This is a genomic window from Nitrosospira sp. Nsp13, from assembly GCF_900101945.1.
GTDB classification, from domain to species: Bacteria; Pseudomonadota; Gammaproteobacteria; order Burkholderiales; family Nitrosomonadaceae; genus Nitrosospira; species Nitrosospira multiformis_D.
Genome location: NZ_FMVD01000009.1, coordinates 45,465 through 63,801, shown reverse-complemented (window position 1 = coordinate 63,801; position 18,337 = coordinate 45,465). Strand labels below are relative to the sequence as shown.

The 18,337-nt window shown below is 52.3% G+C and carries 15 protein-coding genes and 1 pseudogene; 3 read left to right on the top strand and 13 right to left on the bottom strand.

Annotated features, from left to right (window positions below):
- Positions 1-75: 75 nt before the first annotated feature.
- The 5 genes and pseudogenes from BLO43_RS11425 to BLO43_RS11405 form a co-directional block, all read right to left on the bottom strand.
- Positions 76-828 carry a YopT-type cysteine protease domain-containing protein gene (locus BLO43_RS11425; RefSeq protein ID WP_090907156.1) on the bottom strand — a complete coding sequence of 251 codons (753 nt, stop codon included), beginning with the start codon at positions 826-828 and terminating at the stop codon, positions 76-78.
- Positions 829-856: 28 nt separating this feature from the next.
- Positions 857-1,099: pseudogene (locus BLO43_RS11420) on the bottom strand (transposase); the annotation flags it as partial.
- Between the two features lie 55 nt (positions 1,100-1,154).
- A complete protein-coding gene (locus tag BLO43_RS11415) occupies positions 1,155-2,228 on the bottom strand; it encodes an ABC transporter ATP-binding protein (RefSeq protein ID WP_090907154.1) in 1,074 nt (357 codons plus the stop codon).
- Between the two features lie 12 nt (positions 2,229-2,240).
- Complete coding sequence (locus BLO43_RS11410; RefSeq protein WP_254773439.1) at positions 2,241-3,773, bottom strand: ABC transporter permease; 1,533 nt, start codon at positions 3,771-3,773, stop codon at positions 2,241-2,243.
- Positions 3,774-3,936: 163 nt separating this feature from the next.
- Positions 3,937-4,950 carry a Fe(3+) ABC transporter substrate-binding protein gene (locus tag BLO43_RS11405; RefSeq protein WP_074633801.1) on the bottom strand — a complete coding sequence of 338 codons (1,014 nt, stop codon included), beginning with the start codon at positions 4,948-4,950 and terminating at the stop codon, positions 3,937-3,939.
- 94 nt (positions 4,951-5,044) lie between these two features.
- On the opposite strand from BLO43_RS11405, the gene BLO43_RS11400 reads away from it, so the two are divergent.
- Positions 5,045-5,338 (top strand): hypothetical protein, encoded by a 294-nt coding sequence (locus BLO43_RS11400; protein ID WP_090907152.1) that lies wholly within the window; start codon positions 5,045-5,047, stop codon positions 5,336-5,338.
- A gap of 199 nt (positions 5,339-5,537) precedes the next feature.
- Positions 5,538-5,858 (top strand): heavy metal-binding domain-containing protein, encoded by a 321-nt coding sequence (locus tag BLO43_RS11395; RefSeq protein ID WP_090907151.1) that lies wholly within the window; start codon positions 5,538-5,540, stop codon positions 5,856-5,858.
- Positions 5,859-5,935: 77 nt separating this feature from the next.
- On the opposite strand, the gene BLO43_RS11390 is transcribed toward BLO43_RS11395, so the two are convergent.
- Complete coding sequence (locus BLO43_RS11390; protein WP_090907150.1) at positions 5,936-6,628, bottom strand: SDR family oxidoreductase; 693 nt, start codon at positions 6,626-6,628, stop codon at positions 5,936-5,938.
- A gap of 201 nt (positions 6,629-6,829) precedes the next feature.
- On the opposite strand from BLO43_RS11390, the gene BLO43_RS11385 reads away from it, so the two are divergent.
- Positions 6,830-7,645, top strand: coding sequence for an SDR family NAD(P)-dependent oxidoreductase (locus BLO43_RS11385; RefSeq protein WP_074633797.1), 816 nt, complete (start codon positions 6,830-6,832; stop codon positions 7,643-7,645).
- Between the two features lie 83 nt (positions 7,646-7,728).
- Here BLO43_RS11385 and BLO43_RS11380 read toward each other — a convergent pair whose 3' ends face one another.
- From BLO43_RS11380 to BLO43_RS11350, 7 genes are all read right to left on the bottom strand, one after another.
- A complete protein-coding gene (locus BLO43_RS11380; RefSeq protein ID WP_090907149.1) occupies positions 7,729-8,787 on the bottom strand; it encodes an AI-2E family transporter in 1,059 nt (352 codons plus the stop codon).
- A 1,175-nt stretch (positions 8,788-9,962) separates the two neighbouring features.
- Positions 9,963-10,373, bottom strand: coding sequence for a GlcG/HbpS family heme-binding protein (locus tag BLO43_RS11375; protein ID WP_090907215.1), 411 nt, complete (start codon positions 10,371-10,373; stop codon positions 9,963-9,965).
- Positions 10,374-10,486: 113 nt separating this feature from the next.
- Positions 10,487-12,520 carry a sodium-translocating pyrophosphatase gene (locus BLO43_RS11370; protein WP_074633795.1) on the bottom strand — a complete coding sequence of 678 codons (2,034 nt, stop codon included), beginning with the start codon at positions 12,518-12,520 and terminating at the stop codon, positions 10,487-10,489.
- 146 nt (positions 12,521-12,666) lie between these two features.
- A complete protein-coding gene (locus BLO43_RS11365; protein WP_074633794.1) occupies positions 12,667-13,926 on the bottom strand; it encodes a 6-phosphofructokinase in 1,260 nt (419 codons plus the stop codon).
- Positions 13,927-14,123: 197 nt separating this feature from the next.
- Positions 14,124-14,777 carry an adenylate kinase gene (adk, locus tag BLO43_RS11360; protein WP_074633793.1) on the bottom strand — a complete coding sequence of 218 codons (654 nt, stop codon included), beginning with the start codon at positions 14,775-14,777 and terminating at the stop codon, positions 14,124-14,126.
- A gap of 229 nt (positions 14,778-15,006) precedes the next feature.
- Entirely contained in the window at positions 15,007-17,784 is a 2,778-nt protein-coding gene (locus tag BLO43_RS11355; RefSeq protein WP_090907148.1) for a valine--tRNA ligase, read from the bottom strand.
- Between the two features lie 150 nt (positions 17,785-17,934).
- Complete coding sequence (locus tag BLO43_RS11350) at positions 17,935-18,300, bottom strand: hypothetical protein (protein WP_090907147.1); 366 nt, start codon at positions 18,298-18,300, stop codon at positions 17,935-17,937.
- Between the last annotated feature and the right edge of the window lie 37 nt (positions 18,301-18,337).

Genomic DNA, 18,337 nt, shown 5'->3' with positions numbered 1-18,337 from the left:
TCTCGATATTTGCGGCAGCAGAGTAACTTCATCCATTTCTCATATCATTTAGTGTATGAGTGCTCGTACATGCTGTCAATCCGAATGTCCTGGAAGGACATTTTGTGTCTGAGGTGAAACGTTTTTAAGTTGATAGAGTGTCAAAAAAGAGTCTTCTATCGAAGGTTCGAACTTTCGGTAGGTGGCATGGATTAGGAAAGTGTTTAGCCACTGATGAAAGCCTGTGTCACGAGACTCGATGACCTCGCCGGCGTTCGGATCAAAGAAGTGGTGACGATTTTTTCGATCAAGGTAGTATGCGATGCGATGGCCGCCCGGTTGCCCGTTCTCAAGATAGCGAAGTACGCCTATAACGGCCGAGCCTGCGGGTAGCGATTTCAGACAAGGGAGAGCTTGGGGCAGGTCGGTAAAGCGCACAATGCTGACAGAGTCATAGCGAAACATCCGCGAAAGATCGTATAAAATATAGTCTCCTCGGTGCTCATCGACTACGCGTTGCTGAATTTCTTTCCAGTCCTGTGTCCCGTACTTCTTAGTCAGTAACAGTAATTCTCTTTCGCCAGGGTTAAAGTTTTCCGGGAAAGTGGGGTAATAGCTAAGCGCCTGCATACTAGCGAGATGATGGAGGAGTTCGGCACTGGGTTCTTCGAACTGAGATAGTGGAGAACGAGAGCACAACTTTTCGTTTAACCAAAAATAGGTGAGTCCCGAACAAAGCGTACCTTGGTCTGGTGAATAGTGATGTTTTCGCCAGGTCTGTTGAGAGAACGCCTGCGCCTGAGACAAAGACGAATCGGTGGCTAACTTGGAGAAGAGGCTAAAACGCATGAATTATGAATTGACCTGCTCCCTATAGTTAGCCACACGGCGGAGTAGAATCTTGGGTTGTAAATGGGTGTTGTGCCGCAAATTCGGCTGGCAGGTTATTGCCAAGCGAGCTGTGCGGCCTTGTTGAATTGTAATCCTTTTGCCATGCTTCGATAAGAACGCGTGCTTCATGCAAGGTTGAGAACCAATGGTCATTCAGGCGCTCATCCCGGAATCGACCATTAAAGCTCTCGATATAGGCATTCTGCGTGGGCTTGCCAGGCTGGTAAATTTCGGAATCAGCGAAGAATAGGTGTTTTTCAGGTTGGAATATCGGGGTTGCGGGATTACGACACAGATTGGCTGAATGCAACCACATGATCCGCTTCCAGTCTGATGCCGATTTTCTCACCTATGGCATGATTGTGGTGGCTGGGCACCAGCGATAGCGCGGTGCTGCCGCCGGGGAGGCGCAGCGTGTACAAGATATCGGCGCCGCGGAAAGCCTTATGTACGACTGCCGCTTGAATAGAGCTGGTATCATCGTGCACGATGTCATCCGGACGTATCAGCACATCGACGGGATGGCCCTTATCACATAGCTGGCAATCCGGCTTACAGTCATGCTGGACTTGTCCTGTCAAAACCCCCAGTTCGATTTCTACATGGTGCGGGTCAAGTATCTTGCCGGAAAGAAATACGCCTTGTCCGATAAAATTTGCGACGAAACGGTTAGCAGGCCTGTGATAAAGGTTATAGGCCGTGTCCCATTGCTGGATTTCACCACGGTGCATGACACCGATTTCATCCGCAATGGCAAAAGCTTCGTCCTGATCATGGGTGACTAACATGGCCGTGGCGTTCTGGCTCTTGAGAATATCGCGTACTTCCAGGCTCAAACGCTCGCGCAGCGTGACATCAAGATTGGAGAAGGGCTCATCCAGCAACAACAAGTCGGGCCGAGGGGCCAGCGCGCGCGCCAATGCCACGCGTTGTTGCTGTCCACCGGAAAGTTCGTGGGGATATTTTGCTGCGGTATCGGCGAGTCCTACGGTTTGCAGCAATTCCGCGACGCGCGAGTCGCGCTCGGTTTTCTGCATGCGGTGCAGGCCAAAACCGATATTGGCGGCGACGGTCAGATGAGGAAACAGTGCGTAATCCTGAAATACCATACCGATATGCCGCCGTTCCGGCGGCGTACAAAAAATGGCATTGCTTACCACTACACTGTTGACCAGGATTTCTCCAGCCGAGATGGGTTCAAATCCCGCAATGCAGCGTAACACGGTCGTTTTGCCGCATCCGCTTGGCCCCAGCAGGCAACCGATTTGCCCTTTTCTCAACGTAAGCGATAAATCGTTTACGACGACCTGTTTGCCGTAGGCATGCCGGATATTCCTGAGTTCGAGCAGTGCATTCATGGCAGCGGTATTTTATTTTTCTGTTTGCCGCACGAGCAATATGATGGGAAGCAGGCCCGCCAGCACGAGCGCCACCGCGGGTAGCGCTGCCTGCTCCCATGCCCCTTCCGAAGTCATCTCGAAAATTCTCACCGCCAGCGTGTCCCATCCGAAGGGCCGGGTCATCAAGGTAATCGGCATCTCTTTCATCACATCCACGAATACCAGGGTGGCGGCAGTAAATATTCCACCTTTCAGTATCGGTAAATGTACGCGCCGCAGCATCGCCCATCCGTTCAGGCCAAGCCCCATCGCGGCCTCATCGATGCTGCCGGTTATGCGTTGCATGGCGCTGTCTATCGGACTATGACTGACCGCAAGAAAACGCGTGATATAAGCGATCAGCATGGTGAAGAGGGTGCCCTGGATCAGTAGTCCGGTTTCCATATTAAAGAATTGCATGGCCAATTCGCCCAGCCAGTTATCCAGCCAGGCGACCGGGACGAAGATTCCTACCGCCAGCACGGCGCCAGGCAGGGCGTAGCCAATCGTGGCGATGCGCACCGCGGCATGAGTAGCCGGATCAGGGTGGCGGCGCGCCGCATATACCATGAGTAGCGCAATGGAACAGGTAAGCAGAGCAGCGAGAGAGGACAGCAGCAGTGAATGCCCAAGAAACTCCAGGTAGCGCTGGTCGAAGTCCTGAGCGAAAACACTTGCCGCCCAAATGCCCAGTTGCGTAACCGGTAGCAGGAATGCAAAAAACAACGTGCCCGAGGCGAAAGCTGCAAGCAACCATGCGCGCCAGCCGGTGAGCGGAATACGGTTAACCCGTGCACTTTGTCTGGTTTCCGCATAGCGCATACGCGAGCGAAATCGTTGTTCCACAACTATCATTGCAAAAACGATCACAATCAGTAACGAGGCGAGCTGAGAGGCAGCTGTCAGGGAAAACATCCCGAACCAGGCTTTATAGATGGCGGTAGTGAAGGTATCGTAATTGAAAACAGCTACCGTGCCAAAGTCCGCCAGGGTTTCCATCAGCGCCAGCATCGCACCTCCCGCAATCCACGGCCGCGCCATGGGCAGCGCTACCTTGAGAAACCCCTGCGTGCGATTAAGGCCCAACGATTGGGCAGCCTCCAGTGATCGCCTGCCCTGAGTGAGAAAGGCGTTGCGCGCCAGCAAATAAACATAGGGATAAAATGCAAGAGTCATGACGGTAATGACACCCATCCTGCCGCGCACATTTGGAAACCATGGAAGTTCCGATCCCAGCCAGGCACGTAGCGCGGTTTGCACCGGACCCGTATAGTCGAACAGTCCCAACGCGACGAATGCAGTCACGTATGCGGGGATGGCAAGCGGCAGTAATAGCGCCCAGGAAAAGAACTTTCGCCCCGGAAATTCACACACCGCGGTAAACCACGCCAGACTGACTCCCAACAGCACGGTGCCGGATGCTACACCCAGAACGAGCCAGAACGTATTGACCAACAGACTGGTCAGTGTCGTTTCAACCAGATGCTGCCAGATATCGCTGGCAGGCGCAAAAAATGATGACATGACGGTGCCGACAGGGATCAGCACAAGCACAGCCATCAGAAAGGGAATTAAGCGCCAGCCTGATAAGGTGCGATAAGTAGAGCTTAAAAATCCGGGAAACCCGTATCTCGTGGTAGTATTGTTTACCGTAGAGTTCAGCGTACTACCTTTCACCCCTTATGCCTTATCGATAACCGGACCGGTCCATCAGTTTTACCGCCTCCGCTTGCAATTCACCGGCTTTGGTCAGATTTACCGGATTTTGTTTGAAGCTGCCCCAGGCTGCAACAGCAGGGTCGGTTTTTACCTTGGGATTAACAGGGTATTCCATATTGATATCGGCGAACAGATTTTGTGCTTTCTCCGATGACAGGAATTCAAGCAACTTGATCGCCGCGGGTGCGTGACGGGCATATTGGGTAACGCCCGCTCCCGAGATGTTCACATGAACCCCGCTGCCCGCCTGATTAGGCCAGAAAATCGCCAGAGGCAATGCGGGATTCTTTTCCATCAGGCGGCCATAATAATACGTGTTGGCCAGGGTAACATCGCATTTCCCGGCGGCGACGAATTCCATCGCCTTGGTATCATCGGACAGGGGATCGGTGGCTAAATTGGCGACCCAGCCCTTTACGATTTGCTCGGTCTTTGCCTCGCCTGATTCAGCGATCATCATTGCCACCAGCGACTGGTTGTATACTTTCTTGGAGGTGCGTAGACATAAACGCCCTTTCCACTGGGGTTCGGCCAGCGCTTCGTAGGTGGAAAGATCGGCAGGTTTTACTTTTTGTGTATTGTAAATAATGGTACGGGCACGCACCGACAGACCAAACCACTGTTTCTGGGGATCTCGCAGATTGGCGGGAATGTTGGCTTCAAGCGTTTCTGACTCTATGGGTTTCAATAGTCCTTCCCGCGCAGCCTCCCACAGGTTACCCGCATCCGTGGTGATCAGCATGTCGGCAGGGGTATTCTTTCCTTCCGCTTTCAGACGCGCGAGCAATGCGCCTTCCTTATCGGTAATGAATTTCACGTCGATACCGGTTTCTTTGGTAAAAGCATCGAACATTGGCTTGATGAGCTGCTCGATCCGTGCAGAATACACAACGACTTGCTCCGCGTGGGATACACTGGCGCCAAACAGGGTGACACAGCAAAACATTGCGGTAAGATAGCGATTAATGCAGGATCTCGACATTTTTTATTTACTCCGGATATAAGCAGCAGGACAGGTCATAATCGATCTATTATAAATGATAATAATTATCAGTGAAGCGTTGCATTAATATACCATGGATAAACCACAGCCAATCTCCTCTCATCACCGTCTGCAAGAGCTTCTTGCGATACCCGAGCGACAACGAACGGAAGCCCAATGGGATGAGATTAACGAACTTGAAATTACTCTGACTCCCGTCAATCGCGCTGTATCCTCGGAGCGGGGTATCCGGCGCACGGCTGTCGTACCCGCCGATCCACTTAAATCCCGCAACGGCACGCAGAGTAAAAGGCCGCTGAAGAAGCTTCGCAAGAGACCGCCCAAGGGAGGAGGGCCAGGAGGAGGGTCGGGAGGAGGAGCACCATAGTGAACACGCCGTTTAAACGCCAGCAAACCGTTGTCAATCGTCAAGAGATTTTTATTCCTGGCCGAGATGTGGGCTCGCGCGACCGGCCATGCGGCTGACAATGGCAATGAGAGAGGGGTTATATCGCACAACAGATGTCCTCAGTATCTCTTTCTTATGCTGATAAATCACTTTTCTTAAAATATTATTGGGGGAAAACATGCAACTCACAACGACTCCGAACATAGAAGGGAAACGTGTCATCAAGTATTGTGGTGTCATAGCCGGCGAAGCAATCCTCGGGGCCAATCTGTTCAAGGATCTCTTTGCGGGAATCCGGGACCTGGTGGGAGGACGTTCCGGCACCTATGAGAAGGAACTGCAGCGCGCCCGTGAAATCGCGCTTGAAGAACTGCAGCAGCGCGCTCAGGATCTCGGCGCAAATGCGGTGATAGGCATCGATCTCGATTACGAGATAATGGGTAAGGAAAACGGTATGCTGATGGTTTCCGCCAGCGGAACCGCGGTAATCGTTGAGTAAGATTGCTCAACCCGATTGCCGCAGGACGGTCGTTTCCGCTTCCATTTAGGAGTTGCCGGCATTGAAGCGGGCTAGGGCTACCAAGGAATCATTTTGCCATCATAAGCAATGAATTTTCCTGAGTCAGCCAGGGTAAGGTGATGTATGACATTACGCATGCCGGATACGCTTTGTTCCGTGGAGATCAACGCGTTCGGGCCACCCATGTCGGTCTTTACCCATCCGGGATGCAATACCACCGCAGTGATACCGGCTGTCTTCAGGTCGATAGCCAGACTCTTCACCACCATATTTACCGCCGCCTTGCTTGAGCGGTATATATAACTGCCGCCGCCGCTGTTGTCCGCGATACTGCCCATTTTACTGCTGATGGTTACGATACTCTTTTGACTGCCGCGGGCGATTTGCGGGAAAAATGTCTGGGCCATTTTTAGTGGTGCTATCGTATTAATGAGAAATGAATGCATCCACGCTTCCTGATCGATATTGTCGTCTTTATGACAGGATGTATAGATACCGGCATTATTAAGGAGCAGGTCGATGGATTCGTTAGTGAGTGATTGTGCCAATTGCTCAATCTGAGCATGATCCCCGACATCAAGCGCATGCACCGTGATTTGCTGAGGAAATTCAGCCGCTAATGTATTGAGTGCATCGGATTTTTGTGGATGACGGGTGCAAGCGAAAACACGCCAGCCATCCGCGGCATATTGTCTGGAAAATTCCAGCCCAATCCCACGATTGGCGCCTGTAATCAACGTGGCTTTCATATTTCTCTCCTTATGCCCATGCTCATAGTCCAATCTTTGAGCTGATTGAGGGATAGTGTATTGCCTAATGCTATAGGGTAGCATTGGAGGACAAATATCTCGGAATGAGAAGGCAATTGCCCACGGGGAATTATGGTGTAACCGAATATTCGCCTATTATGTATAAAAAGTTAACCTAATAACAATAACAGGAGTGAAAACATGACCCAGCGAGTTGCACTGGTTACCGGTGCGTCTAGCGGTATCGGCAGAGCTACGGCGGTGCTTCTTGCCGAGAACGGCTATTACGTGTTTGCGGCGGCACGGCGCATGGACAGGCTGGAACAGATACGTTCCGATCACATTGAACCCGTCGGGCTGGATGTTGCCGATGAAGACGCCATTCACAGGGCAGTAAACCACATCATATTGACCAAGGGGCGGGTGGATGTGCTGGTGAATAATGCAGCCTATGGTCAGTTGGGTGCCATCGAATGTGTTTCGATGGAAGCAGCCCATCGACAGTTCGAGGTGAATGTTTTCGGCTACGCGAGATTCATGCAGGCGGTCCTGCCGCATATGCGGGCGCAAAAGTCAGGGCGCATCGTCAATATCACTTCGATCCTGGGCAAGATGTCGACGCCGGGTTTTGGCTGGTATGCAGCTTCCAAGTATGCCATAGAAGCGTTAACCGACGCCGTGCGGGGTGAAGTGATGGAATTCGGGATTGACGTCGTGCTCATTGCTCCAGGTTTGATCAAGACAGAGTTTGTTCCCAAGCAACTGGAACTACTCAAAACTGTCGCACATCCGCCTGCTTATCAGAAAATTATTACAGGTCTTCATCACCTTATGGCTGGAGAACCCAAGGCACCGGGTCCAGCGATTATTGCCCAGGCGGTACTCAATGCAGTTACGAGCCCGAATCCTCCGGTACGACATGCGTTGCCACTCGATTCCAAGATGGCTGCAGCAGCAAGATGGCTGTTGGGCGCTCGTCTCTTTGCCTGGGCAATCCGGCGGGAGATGAAATTCTAATCATCCTGAGTCCGGCAGTTAAGGAGCATTCCTCGATCACCACGCCAAGTTGAAGAATGCGCGGTCAGAGGCCGAATTCCGGATCAATCTTTAGACGCTTCTCTGTTTGAAGAAAAGAGATCCCACCCGGAAATGAACAGCGCCGCAATTACCGGGCCGATGACGAAACCGTTCAGACCAAAAACAACCATACCCCCGAGTGTCGAGATAAGGACCACATAATCGGGTAACTGGGTATCCTTTCCGACGAGTATAGGTCGGAGAACGTTATCGACCATTCCGATCACCAGTACGCCAAAGGCGATGAGGGTTATGCCCTGCCAAAGGGCGCCGGTGAGCAGAAAATAGATCGCCACCGGCGCCCAGATCAGTCCGGCGCCAACGGCTGGCACCAAAGATAAGAAGGCCATTACGAAACCCCAAAGCAGTGCTCCCCGTATACCAAGAAACGAGAACATTACACCGCCTAAAGTACCTTGTACCGCGGCCACAGCGATATTGCCTTTTACCGTGGCACGAACAACAGTAGTGAATTTGCTGAATAGATGCCGCTTGTATTCCATGCTTAGCGGAATTGCTTGCTTTATTTTTGTGGACAGAATGGTACCGTCCCTCAGCAGGAAAAATAGCAGATACAGCATGATGCCGAAACTAATAATGAAGTGAAATGTATTCTGACCCATATTGAGCGCTTCCGTCGCGATGAGCTGGCTTCCCTGCAACGCGCCGTTTGACAGCATGTCCTTCAATTCGGAGATATTTGTGAGTCCCATACTATCCAGGAAATTGACCATCCATGATGGCAATGCACCCATGATTTGCTGAAAATATGTGCCGAAGTTCAGTTCTCCCGACTTGATGCGTTGATAAATGTCTAGCACCTCCTGCAGTAGCGAAGCTGCAATCAGCGTAAATGGAAGAATCACCATAATCAGACAGAGCAACAGGGTAGTGAGCGCGGCAAGATTTTGTCGCTGGTTCAAGATAACCAGCAACCGGCGATAAAACGGCGTAAATATTATGGCGAGAACGGACCCCCAAAATACCGCACCGTAAAAGGGCAGTAATATCCACCCGAACGCCAGGGAAACGGCGATCAACATGAGCAGGAAGGTTTTTTGCTGAAGCTCAGGGGAATTCATTTATCCTGGATCAGGGAGCTATAGCGAATTCACCTAGGGATGAAAAAGTAAGATTATGTAAAAGTCTTTGTTGATCATGGTATTAAACTGAAAAATAAGTGATCAGCTACGGGATCAACAGATCCAGGTCATAAAGGGAAGACGCATTCGTTGAGTTTATAGCGCAATCCTACCTTAACGCAGCCACAAGCAGGGTAGCGGGATGAAAAAACGAGACTGCGTATGCGCCGGCAGGGTTTCTGTAGCGCGGTTCAAAGTAGTTCATGCAGATTGCAGCGGCGCACTATCGATTTTGGTCAGACCGGTGGATCGGTATCGGTACAAATAATTGCAACAGTCACTACTCACGCCCTATGAAAGGCGGTAAGCATTATCCCAGCTAGCGTTAATCCTTGCCTATTTGCCAAGGCACGATAGAGTCTGTCTAAACGATAAAAATTTTTCCAAAAATGAGACCAATGCAACGTAAAAATTTCGGCATACCAGTGTTTGTCCAAGCCTCAAGGCATACAGAGTCGCTACATTACGATGAACCATCTATTTAGAATTCCGAAGAGCGATATCAGGCCGAGAACCAGCACTATAAGGGTTACCAACGTTTTATCTGTTTTCATCACCGTTTCTCCTTCTTAAATTGACACATTTAATGAGTACATTCAAGTTAGAAGCATAACCATAATAGCAGCATGGTTAAGTGCGGTGCAAATATTTACTGATGGATATGTTTTTTTATTTTGGTCTTTTTCGTGAACAATCGCAGCGGCCACACTACCAACTAAACTACCACCTCCGGAAAGTAGGTGGGTTAGCGTAACTTGGATACAGGTGACCAAAGTCGTCAAACCGCACCAAGCTAAACGCGCATGAGTCAACACACTTGAAAAATGTCACCATCTAAAGACGGTGGTTACGAGAGGAGTGGTTTATCAGTGGAAAGCTTAAGGTGACACCGCTTAGATACATGGGTACAAAGGTGGCCGCCAAGCTTCGTTTTTATTACTTGTTATCGTTGATAGTAGTTAACCAAGCGTGTATGACGTTGTTTCGCAAGATGAGCACTGGAAGAACATAGAGGCCCAGGATGCTCCTCGCGGCTTCCGTTCTGATTGAGGAGATACAAACATAACGAGACCGCAGGACCGCAGAACAGGAATCCTGCAACTCTCCGGCATATCTCAACTGGATTTCAACAGCGCATCCAGCCCCGCTTGTGCAATTTGTGCATCCTGATTCGATCTCACACCGCTGACACCTACAGCGCCAATGAACTGACCATTTACCGTGATGGGTAAACCCCCTTCAATCGGCAGGGTGCCAGGTAAACCGAGATAACGCACGCGTCCTTCGGCGACATGCTCCTCCCAGATCTTGGTTGGACGGCGAAAGGCAATGGCGGCACGAGCTTTCTGTATTGCCACTTCGATGCTGCCGAACTGAGCATGGTCGAGACGCGAGAGATGAAGGAGGTGACCGCCGTCATCAACGATAGCAATCACAACCGGCCAGTCATTGTGCCGGGCTTCTGCTTCCGCAGCAGCGGTGATTTTTTTGGCGTCATCAAGGGTAAGGGTAATTCTAGTATCCATAAAGGCGGCCTGATAGCTGAGAAATAGACGGGAATTGCGGTGACCACTTGCAGTGGTAGCCAAAAACAAAGCACGCCGGAGTTATCGGGCGTGCTTTGAGAAAATAATACGCGTTATATCAGCGGCACAATCAGCAATGCAACGATGTTCATGATCTTGATGAGCGGGTTGATCGCGGGGCCGGCAGTGTCTTTGTAAGGGTCGCCAACGGTGTCACCGGTCACGGCAGCCTTGTGCGCCTCCGAGCCCTTGCCGCCAAAGTGGCCATCCTCAATATATTTCTTCGCATTATCCCAGGCTCCACCACCCGCGGTCATGGAAATTGCCACGAAAATACCGGTGATGATGGCGCCAATCAGTACCCCGCCCAAGGCCACGGGGCCCAGCATGAGGCCAACAATCAGGGGCACCGCTACGGGCAGCAACGAGGGCACAATCATTTCCTTGATCGCCGCCTTGGTTACCATATCCACTGCTCTGGAGTAATCCGGTTTGGCGGTACCTTCCATGATACCGGGGATTTCCTTGAATTGGCGTCGCACTTCCACCACCACTGAACCGGCCGCGCGACCGACCGCTTCCATCGCCATGGCGCCGAACAGGTAGGGAACCATGCCACCCAGGAATAAGCCGATGATTACCATATGATCGGATAAATCAAATTTTATCGAGCCACCACCTGCCGTCAGTGCGTGGGTGTAATCGGCAAACAGCACCAGCGCAGCCAGACCGGCGGAGCCGATGGCGTAGCCTTTGGTCACTGCCTTGGTAGTGTTACCCACCGCGTCCAGTGGATCGGTAATATCGCGCACCTCTGATGGCAAGCCGGCCATTTCCGCGATACCGCCAGCATTGTCGGTAATCGGGCCGTAAGCATCAAGCGCCACGATGATCCCCGCCATCGAAAGCATCGAAGTCGCGGCAATGGCGATGCCATATAGCCCCCCCAATTCGAAGGCGCACCAGATCGAAAGACAAACAACCAGTACCGGAGCAGCGGTAGATTTCATGGAGACGCCCAGGCCGGCGATGACATTGGTGCCGTGGCCAGTGCTGGAGGCTTCTGCGATATGCTGGACTGGAGCGTATTCGGTGGAGGTATAGTATTCCGTGATCCACACCATGGCCGCAGTCAGCGCCAGACCTACCAGCCCGGCAAGGTACAAGTTCAGCGAGGTAACCAGCTTGCCCTCAATCATTACGCCATCACCCAGCATGATGGTAGTGATGGGATAATAGGACACTGCTGCCAGCCCGCCAGCCACCGCCAGGCCGCGGTAAAGCGCGTTCATGATCTTTCCGCCTTCACGTGCTTTGACGAAGTAGCAGCCGATGATGGAGGCGATGATGGAAACTCCGCCTAAGACCAGCGGGTAGAGCGCCGCATTTGGACCGGCATCGGTGATGAGCAGGCCGCCCAGCAGCATAGTGGCGATAATCGTCACGGCATAGGTTTCAAACAGATCAGCGGCCATGCCGGCGCAGTCGCCGACGTTGTCTCCCACATTGTCGGCAATGACCGCCGGGTTGCGTGGATCATCTTCCGGAATACCGGCTTCAACCTTGCCCACCAGGTCGGCGCCGACGTCGGCACCCTTGGTGAATATGCCGCCCCCAAGACGGGCAAATATGGAAATCAGCGAACTGCCGAAGGCAACACCCACCAGCGCATGGGTCGCTTCCGACTGGGTAGCGCCCATGCCGGTCAGGACGGCAAAATAACCAGCCACACCTAACAGGCCCAGACCCACCACCAGCATACCGGTTATCGCGCCACCTTTGAAAGCCACATCCAGCGCAGCGTTGAGGCCCTGTGTGGCGGCTTGTGCAGTACGCACATTGGCACGTACCGAGACGTTCATGCCGATATAGCCGGTCAACCCCGAGAGAAATGCGCCGAGAGCGAAGCCGACGGCGGTTTGCCAGCCCAGGGCCATAAAAATGGCCACCAGCAGAATAACACCGACGATGCCGATAGTGGTGTACTGGCGATTCAGGTATGCGGAAGCTCCTTGTTGAATCGCGGCGGCAATATCGCGCATGCGCTCATTGCCGGTGGGTAGACCCACAATCCATTTTATCGAAACCACTCCATACACAAGTGCCGCCATCGCGCAACCGATTGCGATGATTAAACCATTAGCCATTAAAATCTCCAGTTAAAGTCAGACCAGCTGAAAACACATACGAAATTTCGATCTTATAATTCCGTATTAAGTGCCTATGCATAAATCTCGATAACAGCGTACGGGTAGCCCTTTCCCGCGACGATCCTGTCAGGTTTTAAGACGTTTCAGATAGTGAAATCACTCAGTTTTTTTGCGACTGCCACATTCTTCAGGCGCACGTAGTTGGGCAAGCCATCCTTGTAAGGCGGGTAGTCTTCCCCCTTGATAAGGGGTGCAAGATACTCCCGGCATTTGTCAGTGATGCCAAAACCATCCTTGCTGATAAAATTCTTGGGCATCATTTTTTCCACGTTGGCGACCTTGCTGAGCTGAGCCATGCCGACTTTCCATCGGTAGGGTTTGCTGGAGAGACGTTCAATCGTGGGCATCACCGAGTTATGGCCTTTGATAGCAAATTCGACAGCCGCCTTGCCCATCGCGTAAGCCTGCTCCACATCGGTTTTCGACGCGATATGGCGAGCGGCGCGTTGCAGGTAGTCGGCCACACCCCAATGATATTTGAGCCCCAGACCTTCCCTGACAATGTTTGCCACGACAGGTGCGACGCCGCCTAGTTGAGCGTGACCGAAAGCATCGCGCACTCCCTGGTCGGAGAGAAAATTGCCATCCTCTCCTTTTACGCCTTCCGATACCACCACCGAGCAGTAGCCGAATTTCTTGACATAACCATCCACCTTGGCGAGAAATTTCGATCGATCGAACGCGATCTCGGGAAACAGAATAACAACAGGAATCTCACAATCCTTGCTGGATGCCATGCCGCCCGCTGCCGCAATCCATCCAGCATGACGTCCCATCACTTCCAGCACGAATACCTTGGTTGATGTTTTTGACATACTGGCGACATCGAAGCTCGCTTCCAGCGTGGATACGGCGATGTATTTTGCCACCGAGCCGAAACCAGGGCAGCAGTCCGTAATGGGAAGATCGTTATCCACCGTTTTTGGAACATGAATCGCCTGGATGGGATAGCCAAGCGTGTCGGCCAACTGTGATACCTTGAGACAGGTATCGGCGGAATCACCGCCACCGTTATAAAAGAAATAACCGATGTTATGTGCCTTGAATACTTCGATCAGGCGTTCGTATTCGCGCCGATTCTGTTCAAGGCTCTTTAATTTGTAACGGCAGGAGCCAAATGCACCTGATGGAGTGTGACGCAGAGCCCTGATTGCCGCGATGGAGTCTTTGCCGGTATCGATCAGATCTTCGGTTAGCGCGCCAATAATGCCGTTACGACCCGCATAAATTTTACCTATTTTACCTTTTTGCTGGCGCGCGGTCTCGATGACGCCGGCGGCGGATGCGTTGATGACGGCGGTCACCCCACCTGACTGCGCATAAAAAGCGTTTTTTGCTGCCATGTTTCTCTCCTGATTGTTTAAATCTCTTGCGGCTTACACCTATAAAACGGCGCACACTTCTCCGTGGCGCTAAAGGTCCGGCAGCGCCATAATGCGTTGGCAAGGTGTAGAGTCTTCTGCCGACGCAGCATTGCTCCGTTCGCGAATTTAAAAGGCGGGCATCAACAATCCCCGTCCGCCAGGAATCGTGACTGACGTTATTTCAGAGATGCGAAAATGGCATCGCGGATACTTTCAACCGATCCGACTCCGGCTATTTTCACATACCTGGGAGCGCCTGCTCCACCGTTGGCTGACCATCTCGAATAGTATTCTACCAACGGTTTAGTCTGGGCGTGATAGATTTCGAGCCGTTTTCGCACGGTCTCTTCCTTGTCATCGTCACGCTGTATCAGCGGTTCACCCGTCACATCATCCTTGTTGTCCGTTTTGGGGGGATTAAATATCATATGATAAATGCGACCCGAGGCCGGGTGCAGGCGGCGCCCCGACAAACGCCTGATGATCTCGTCGTCGGCAACGTCGATTTCAATGACGTAGTTGATCGGGACGCCAGCGGCTTTCATTGAATCCGCCTGGGGAATAGTACGAGGGAATCCGTCAAACAGAAACCCATTTTTGCAATCCGGCTGCGCGATGCGCTCTTTAACCAGATTGATTATGATGTCATCGGAGACAAGTCCGCCCGCATCCATGATTTTTTTTGCCATGAGACCCAGCATGGTCCCTGCCTTGACTGCGGCGCGCAACATATCGCCGGTCGAAATCTGCGGAATGCCGAAACGTTCCTTAATGTAATTGGCCTGCGTGCCTTTTCCCGCGCCGGGACCGCCTAATAGGACGATTATGATCGTTCCCCCTTTTCAGATAAAATTCTCCCTGGTATGACGGGGAGAATGAGAGGTATCTATTTATTGGTTCTGGTGATTATAGCGCAGCAAAGGTGAAAACTTGAAGTTTTTACTATGATTTACAGCAAGAGCAAGCGGGTGGGTAAGGGCTAAAATGTCAGCGGCTGCCACAACTTAAGCAGGCTGATGCCTATGCGCCGCTGGAGCACCGGTGATTAATAGCAATGCTTCAGTCCAATTTCCGCAACTGGTCCTTAAGTTTCTCCAATGTCGCACTAAAATTAGCAAGCCGTTCTTTTTCCTGCTCCACCACCTTGGCCGGGGCGCGCTCGACGAAGCTGGCATTTGCAAGCTTGATTTGTGCTTTGTTGGCTTCACCTTCAATACGAGTCATTTCCTTGGCCAGGCGCTCGCGCTCAGTGGCGATATCCACCTCGATTTTGAGCATTAGCCTGAATTCTCCGACGATTGCCACGGGAGCCTCGGCCTGCGGCAGCCCATCCCGCATGATTTCCACACCCGAGAGTTTAGCCAGTGCCACCAGGTAGGGAGAAAAAGCAGACAGTGTCTGAGGGTCTCCCGCAGCCAATAGCGGGACCTTCAATGCCGGGGACAAATTCATTTCGCCGCGCAAAGTGCGACAGGCATTGATCATCTCTTTGAGGGCGCGAATGCGCTCGATGGCGTCTTCGCTGATGTGCGCAGGATTGATCCTGGGGTAGGATTGCAGCATGATGCTCACACCTTGTTTGCCGGCGAGCGGCGCGACTTTCTGCCATAACTCCTCTGTAATGAATGGAATGGTGGGATGGGCCAGTCGCAATGCGGTTTCCAGTACTCGTGTCAGGGTGCGGCGGGTTGCGCGTTGTACCGGGTCGCCGCTGCTGTTTAACTGTACCTTGGCAAATTCCAGGTACCAATCACAATACTCGTCCCAGACAAATTCGTAGATTTCGCGTGCCGCAATATCAAAGCGGTAGTCATGAAAAGCCTGCTCCACCGTACTTTCCGCCTGTTGCAAGCGGCTGATGATCCACCTGTCGGCGTCGGAGTATTCCAATGGCGATTCACTGAACAAGCCCGTATCTTTGCCCTCGCAATTCATCAATACGTAACGCGTGGCATTCCAAAGTTTATTACAGAAATTTCGGTAGCCTTCGCAGCGTTGCATATCGAATTTGATGTCGCGGCCATGGGAGGCGAGACTGGCAAAAGTAAAACGTAGTGCATCAGTGCCAAATGCGGGAATGCCGTCTGGGAAATGCTTGCGTGTGACTTTTTCGATAGATTCGGCCTGCCTCGGATTCATCAGTCCGGTAGTGCGCTTCGAGATCAGAGCCGGCAACGTAATGCCGTCGATAAGATCCAGCGGGTCCAGCACATTGCCCTTGGATTTGCTCATCTTGTGGCCTTCGGCATCGCGGATCAGCCCGGTTACATAGACTTCCTTGAAGGGCACCTTGCCGGTGAAGTGCAGAGACATCATGACCATGCGCGCTACCCAGAAGAAAATGATGTCAAAACCGGTGATAAGCACCGAGGTCGGCAAGAAAGTTCTGAGTTCCGGCGTTTTTTCAGGCCAGCCCAGTGTGGAGAAGGGCCATAGTGCGGACGAGAACCAGGTGTCGAGAACATCCTCGTCCTGCGTGAGCTTGCGTTCGCCAGCCTGCTGTTGCGCTTCCTCCAGACCGTGTGCGACAAAGATGTTGCCATCCTCATCGTACCAGGCGGGAATCCGGTGTCCCCACCACAATTGTCGTGAAATACACCAGTCCTGGATATTTTCGAGCCATTGGTTGTAAACATGGCTCCAATTTTCCGGCGTGAATTTAACATCGCCACTTGCCACCACTTCCAGCCCGCGTTTTGCCAACCCTTCCATCGCCACATACCATTGATCAGTGAGCATTGGCTCAATGACCGTGTGAGTGCGGTCGCCACGCGGTACCGTGAGTTTGTGCGGTTTGGTTTCAACCAGAAGTCCCTGTTCCTCCAGAGCAGTAATAATTTTCTTGCGCGCGTCGAAACGGTCCAGGCCCTGATACTCAGCAGGCGCAGAATCGTTGATTTTTCCATCCAGCGTGAGAATATTGAGCGGTATAAGTTTGTGCCGCTGTCCCACCTGGTAGTCATTGAAATCGTGCGCCGGGGTGATTTTTACGCAACCCGTGCCAAACTCGGGGTCGACATAGGCATCCGCGATCACGGGGATGCTTCGCTCGCATAGGGGCAAACGTACGTGGCGGCCGACGAGGTGCCGGTAGCGCGGATCATCCGGATGCACGGCGACCGCCATATCGCCCAGCATGGTTTCGGGACGGGTAGTGGCGATAATCAGTCCTTCCGCTTCTCGCTTATCCAGACCCGGATTCGTATTTTCGAGCGGATAGAGAATATGCCAGAGAGATCCATCTTCTTCCGTCGATACGACCTCCAGATCGGAAACGGCGGTTTGCAACACCGGGTCCCAGTTTACCAGCCGCTTGCCGCGATAGATCAGTCCCTCATGATAAAGCCGCACGAAAACCTCGGTGACGGCGCGGGATAACACCGGGTCCATGGTGAAGCGTTCACGCGACCAGTCGCAGGAAGTCCCCAGTCGCCGCATCTGGCGGGTAATGGTGGAACCGGATTCTTCTTTCCATTGCCATACGCGCTTGAGAAATTCTTCACGTCCCAAGTCACGGCGGCTGATATTTTGCTGATCAAGTTGACGTTCCACCACAATCTGGGTGGCAATACCGGCATGATCCGTTCCCGGCTGCCATAACGTGTTGTCCCCGCACATGCGGTGATAACGTGTAAGCGCGTCCATCAGGGTATGCTGGAAAGCGTGCCCCATATGCAGCGTACCGGTTACGTTGGGCGGTGGCAACATGATGCAGTAGGCGGGGGCCGCTTCAGCGGGTGTGCCGACGGGCAGGGGCTTGAAATAACCAGCGGACTCCCAACGAGAATACCAGCGGCTTTCGATGGATCGGGGTTCGAAGCTTTTTTCGAGTTCCATGGATATCAGACCCGGCGAGGCAGGAAAATCAGCGATTATAGGAGATATGGACGCGAAGGCCGGTAGTATGGCGGTTCGCTGAAAGACGGTTGTCTATATCAAACTGAGAATTAATGGTTGTTGAAGATTGAATTGAGGCAACAGGACTTATCAAAGGCCAAATAAACGGCATTCCAGAGCATGAACCAATGCGTTTCGCGCTCCGGCATCCAGATCGGCTCCTGCATCCTTGAGGGCTGAATCCAGAATCTGTCTCAATAGAGACGTGATATCAGACTGGGGCGACAACATTGCCGGAGTCAAAAATACCGTTTCTGTGAGTGTCGGAATGTTATCAACAGCCGTCAGTGAGGTCTCCTCTGGTATTCCGAGAGCCAGACCCGAAGACGTCGCATTATTATCCGCTTCATTCGAAGCTGAAGGCGGCTTGCCCTGGTGCTTGCGCAGCAATGCATCGAGCTTCTCCAGGATCTCATTATAATCAGTTTCCGGCGAGGTTTCGCTATTGTTTGTCATGGGGATCCCGGTGATTCACGAAGGCATGGGAATGGAG

What these genes read in the sequence shown, in the direction of transcription:
- BLO43_RS11375 (WP_090907215.1), bottom strand. Translation starts at nt 10,373, where the DNA reads ATGGATACTAGAATTACCCTTACCCTTGATGACGCCAAAAAAATCACC.
- BLO43_RS11390 (WP_090907150.1), bottom strand. Translation starts at nt 6,628, where the DNA reads ATGAAAGCCACGTTGATTACAGGCGCCAATCGTGGGATTGGGCTGGAA.
- BLO43_RS11355 (WP_090907148.1), bottom strand. Translation starts at nt 17,784, where the DNA reads ATGGAACTCGAAAAAAGCTTCGAACCCCGATCCATCGAAAGCCGCTGG.
- BLO43_RS11405 (WP_074633801.1), bottom strand. Translation starts at nt 4,950, where the DNA reads ATGTCGAGATCCTGCATTAATCGCTATCTTACCGCAATGTTTTGCTGT.
- BLO43_RS11400 (WP_090907152.1), top strand. Translation starts at nt 5,045, where the DNA reads ATGGATAAACCACAGCCAATCTCCTCTCATCACCGTCTGCAAGAGCTT.
- BLO43_RS11415 (WP_090907154.1), bottom strand. Translation starts at nt 2,228, where the DNA reads ATGAATGCACTGCTCGAACTCAGGAATATCCGGCATGCCTACGGCAAA.
- BLO43_RS11365 (WP_074633794.1), bottom strand. Translation starts at nt 13,926, where the DNA reads ATGGCAGCAAAAAACGCTTTTTATGCGCAGTCAGGTGGGGTGACCGCC.
- BLO43_RS11395 (WP_090907151.1), top strand. Translation starts at nt 5,538, where the DNA reads ATGCAACTCACAACGACTCCGAACATAGAAGGGAAACGTGTCATCAAG.
- BLO43_RS11385 (WP_074633797.1), top strand. Translation starts at nt 6,830, where the DNA reads ATGACCCAGCGAGTTGCACTGGTTACCGGTGCGTCTAGCGGTATCGGC.
- BLO43_RS11380 (WP_090907149.1), bottom strand. Translation starts at nt 8,787, where the DNA reads ATGAATTCCCCTGAGCTTCAGCAAAAAACCTTCCTGCTCATGTTGATC.
- BLO43_RS11370 (WP_074633795.1), bottom strand. Translation starts at nt 12,520, where the DNA reads ATGGCTAATGGTTTAATCATCGCAATCGGTTGCGCGATGGCGGCACTT.
- BLO43_RS11425 (WP_090907156.1), bottom strand. Translation starts at nt 828, where the DNA reads ATGCGTTTTAGCCTCTTCTCCAAGTTAGCCACCGATTCGTCTTTGTCT.
- BLO43_RS11410 (WP_254773439.1), bottom strand. Translation starts at nt 3,773, where the DNA reads ATGTCATCATTTTTTGCGCCTGCCAGCGATATCTGGCAGCATCTGGTT.
- BLO43_RS11350 (WP_090907147.1), bottom strand. Translation starts at nt 18,300, where the DNA reads ATGACAAACAATAGCGAAACCTCGCCGGAAACTGATTATAATGAGATC.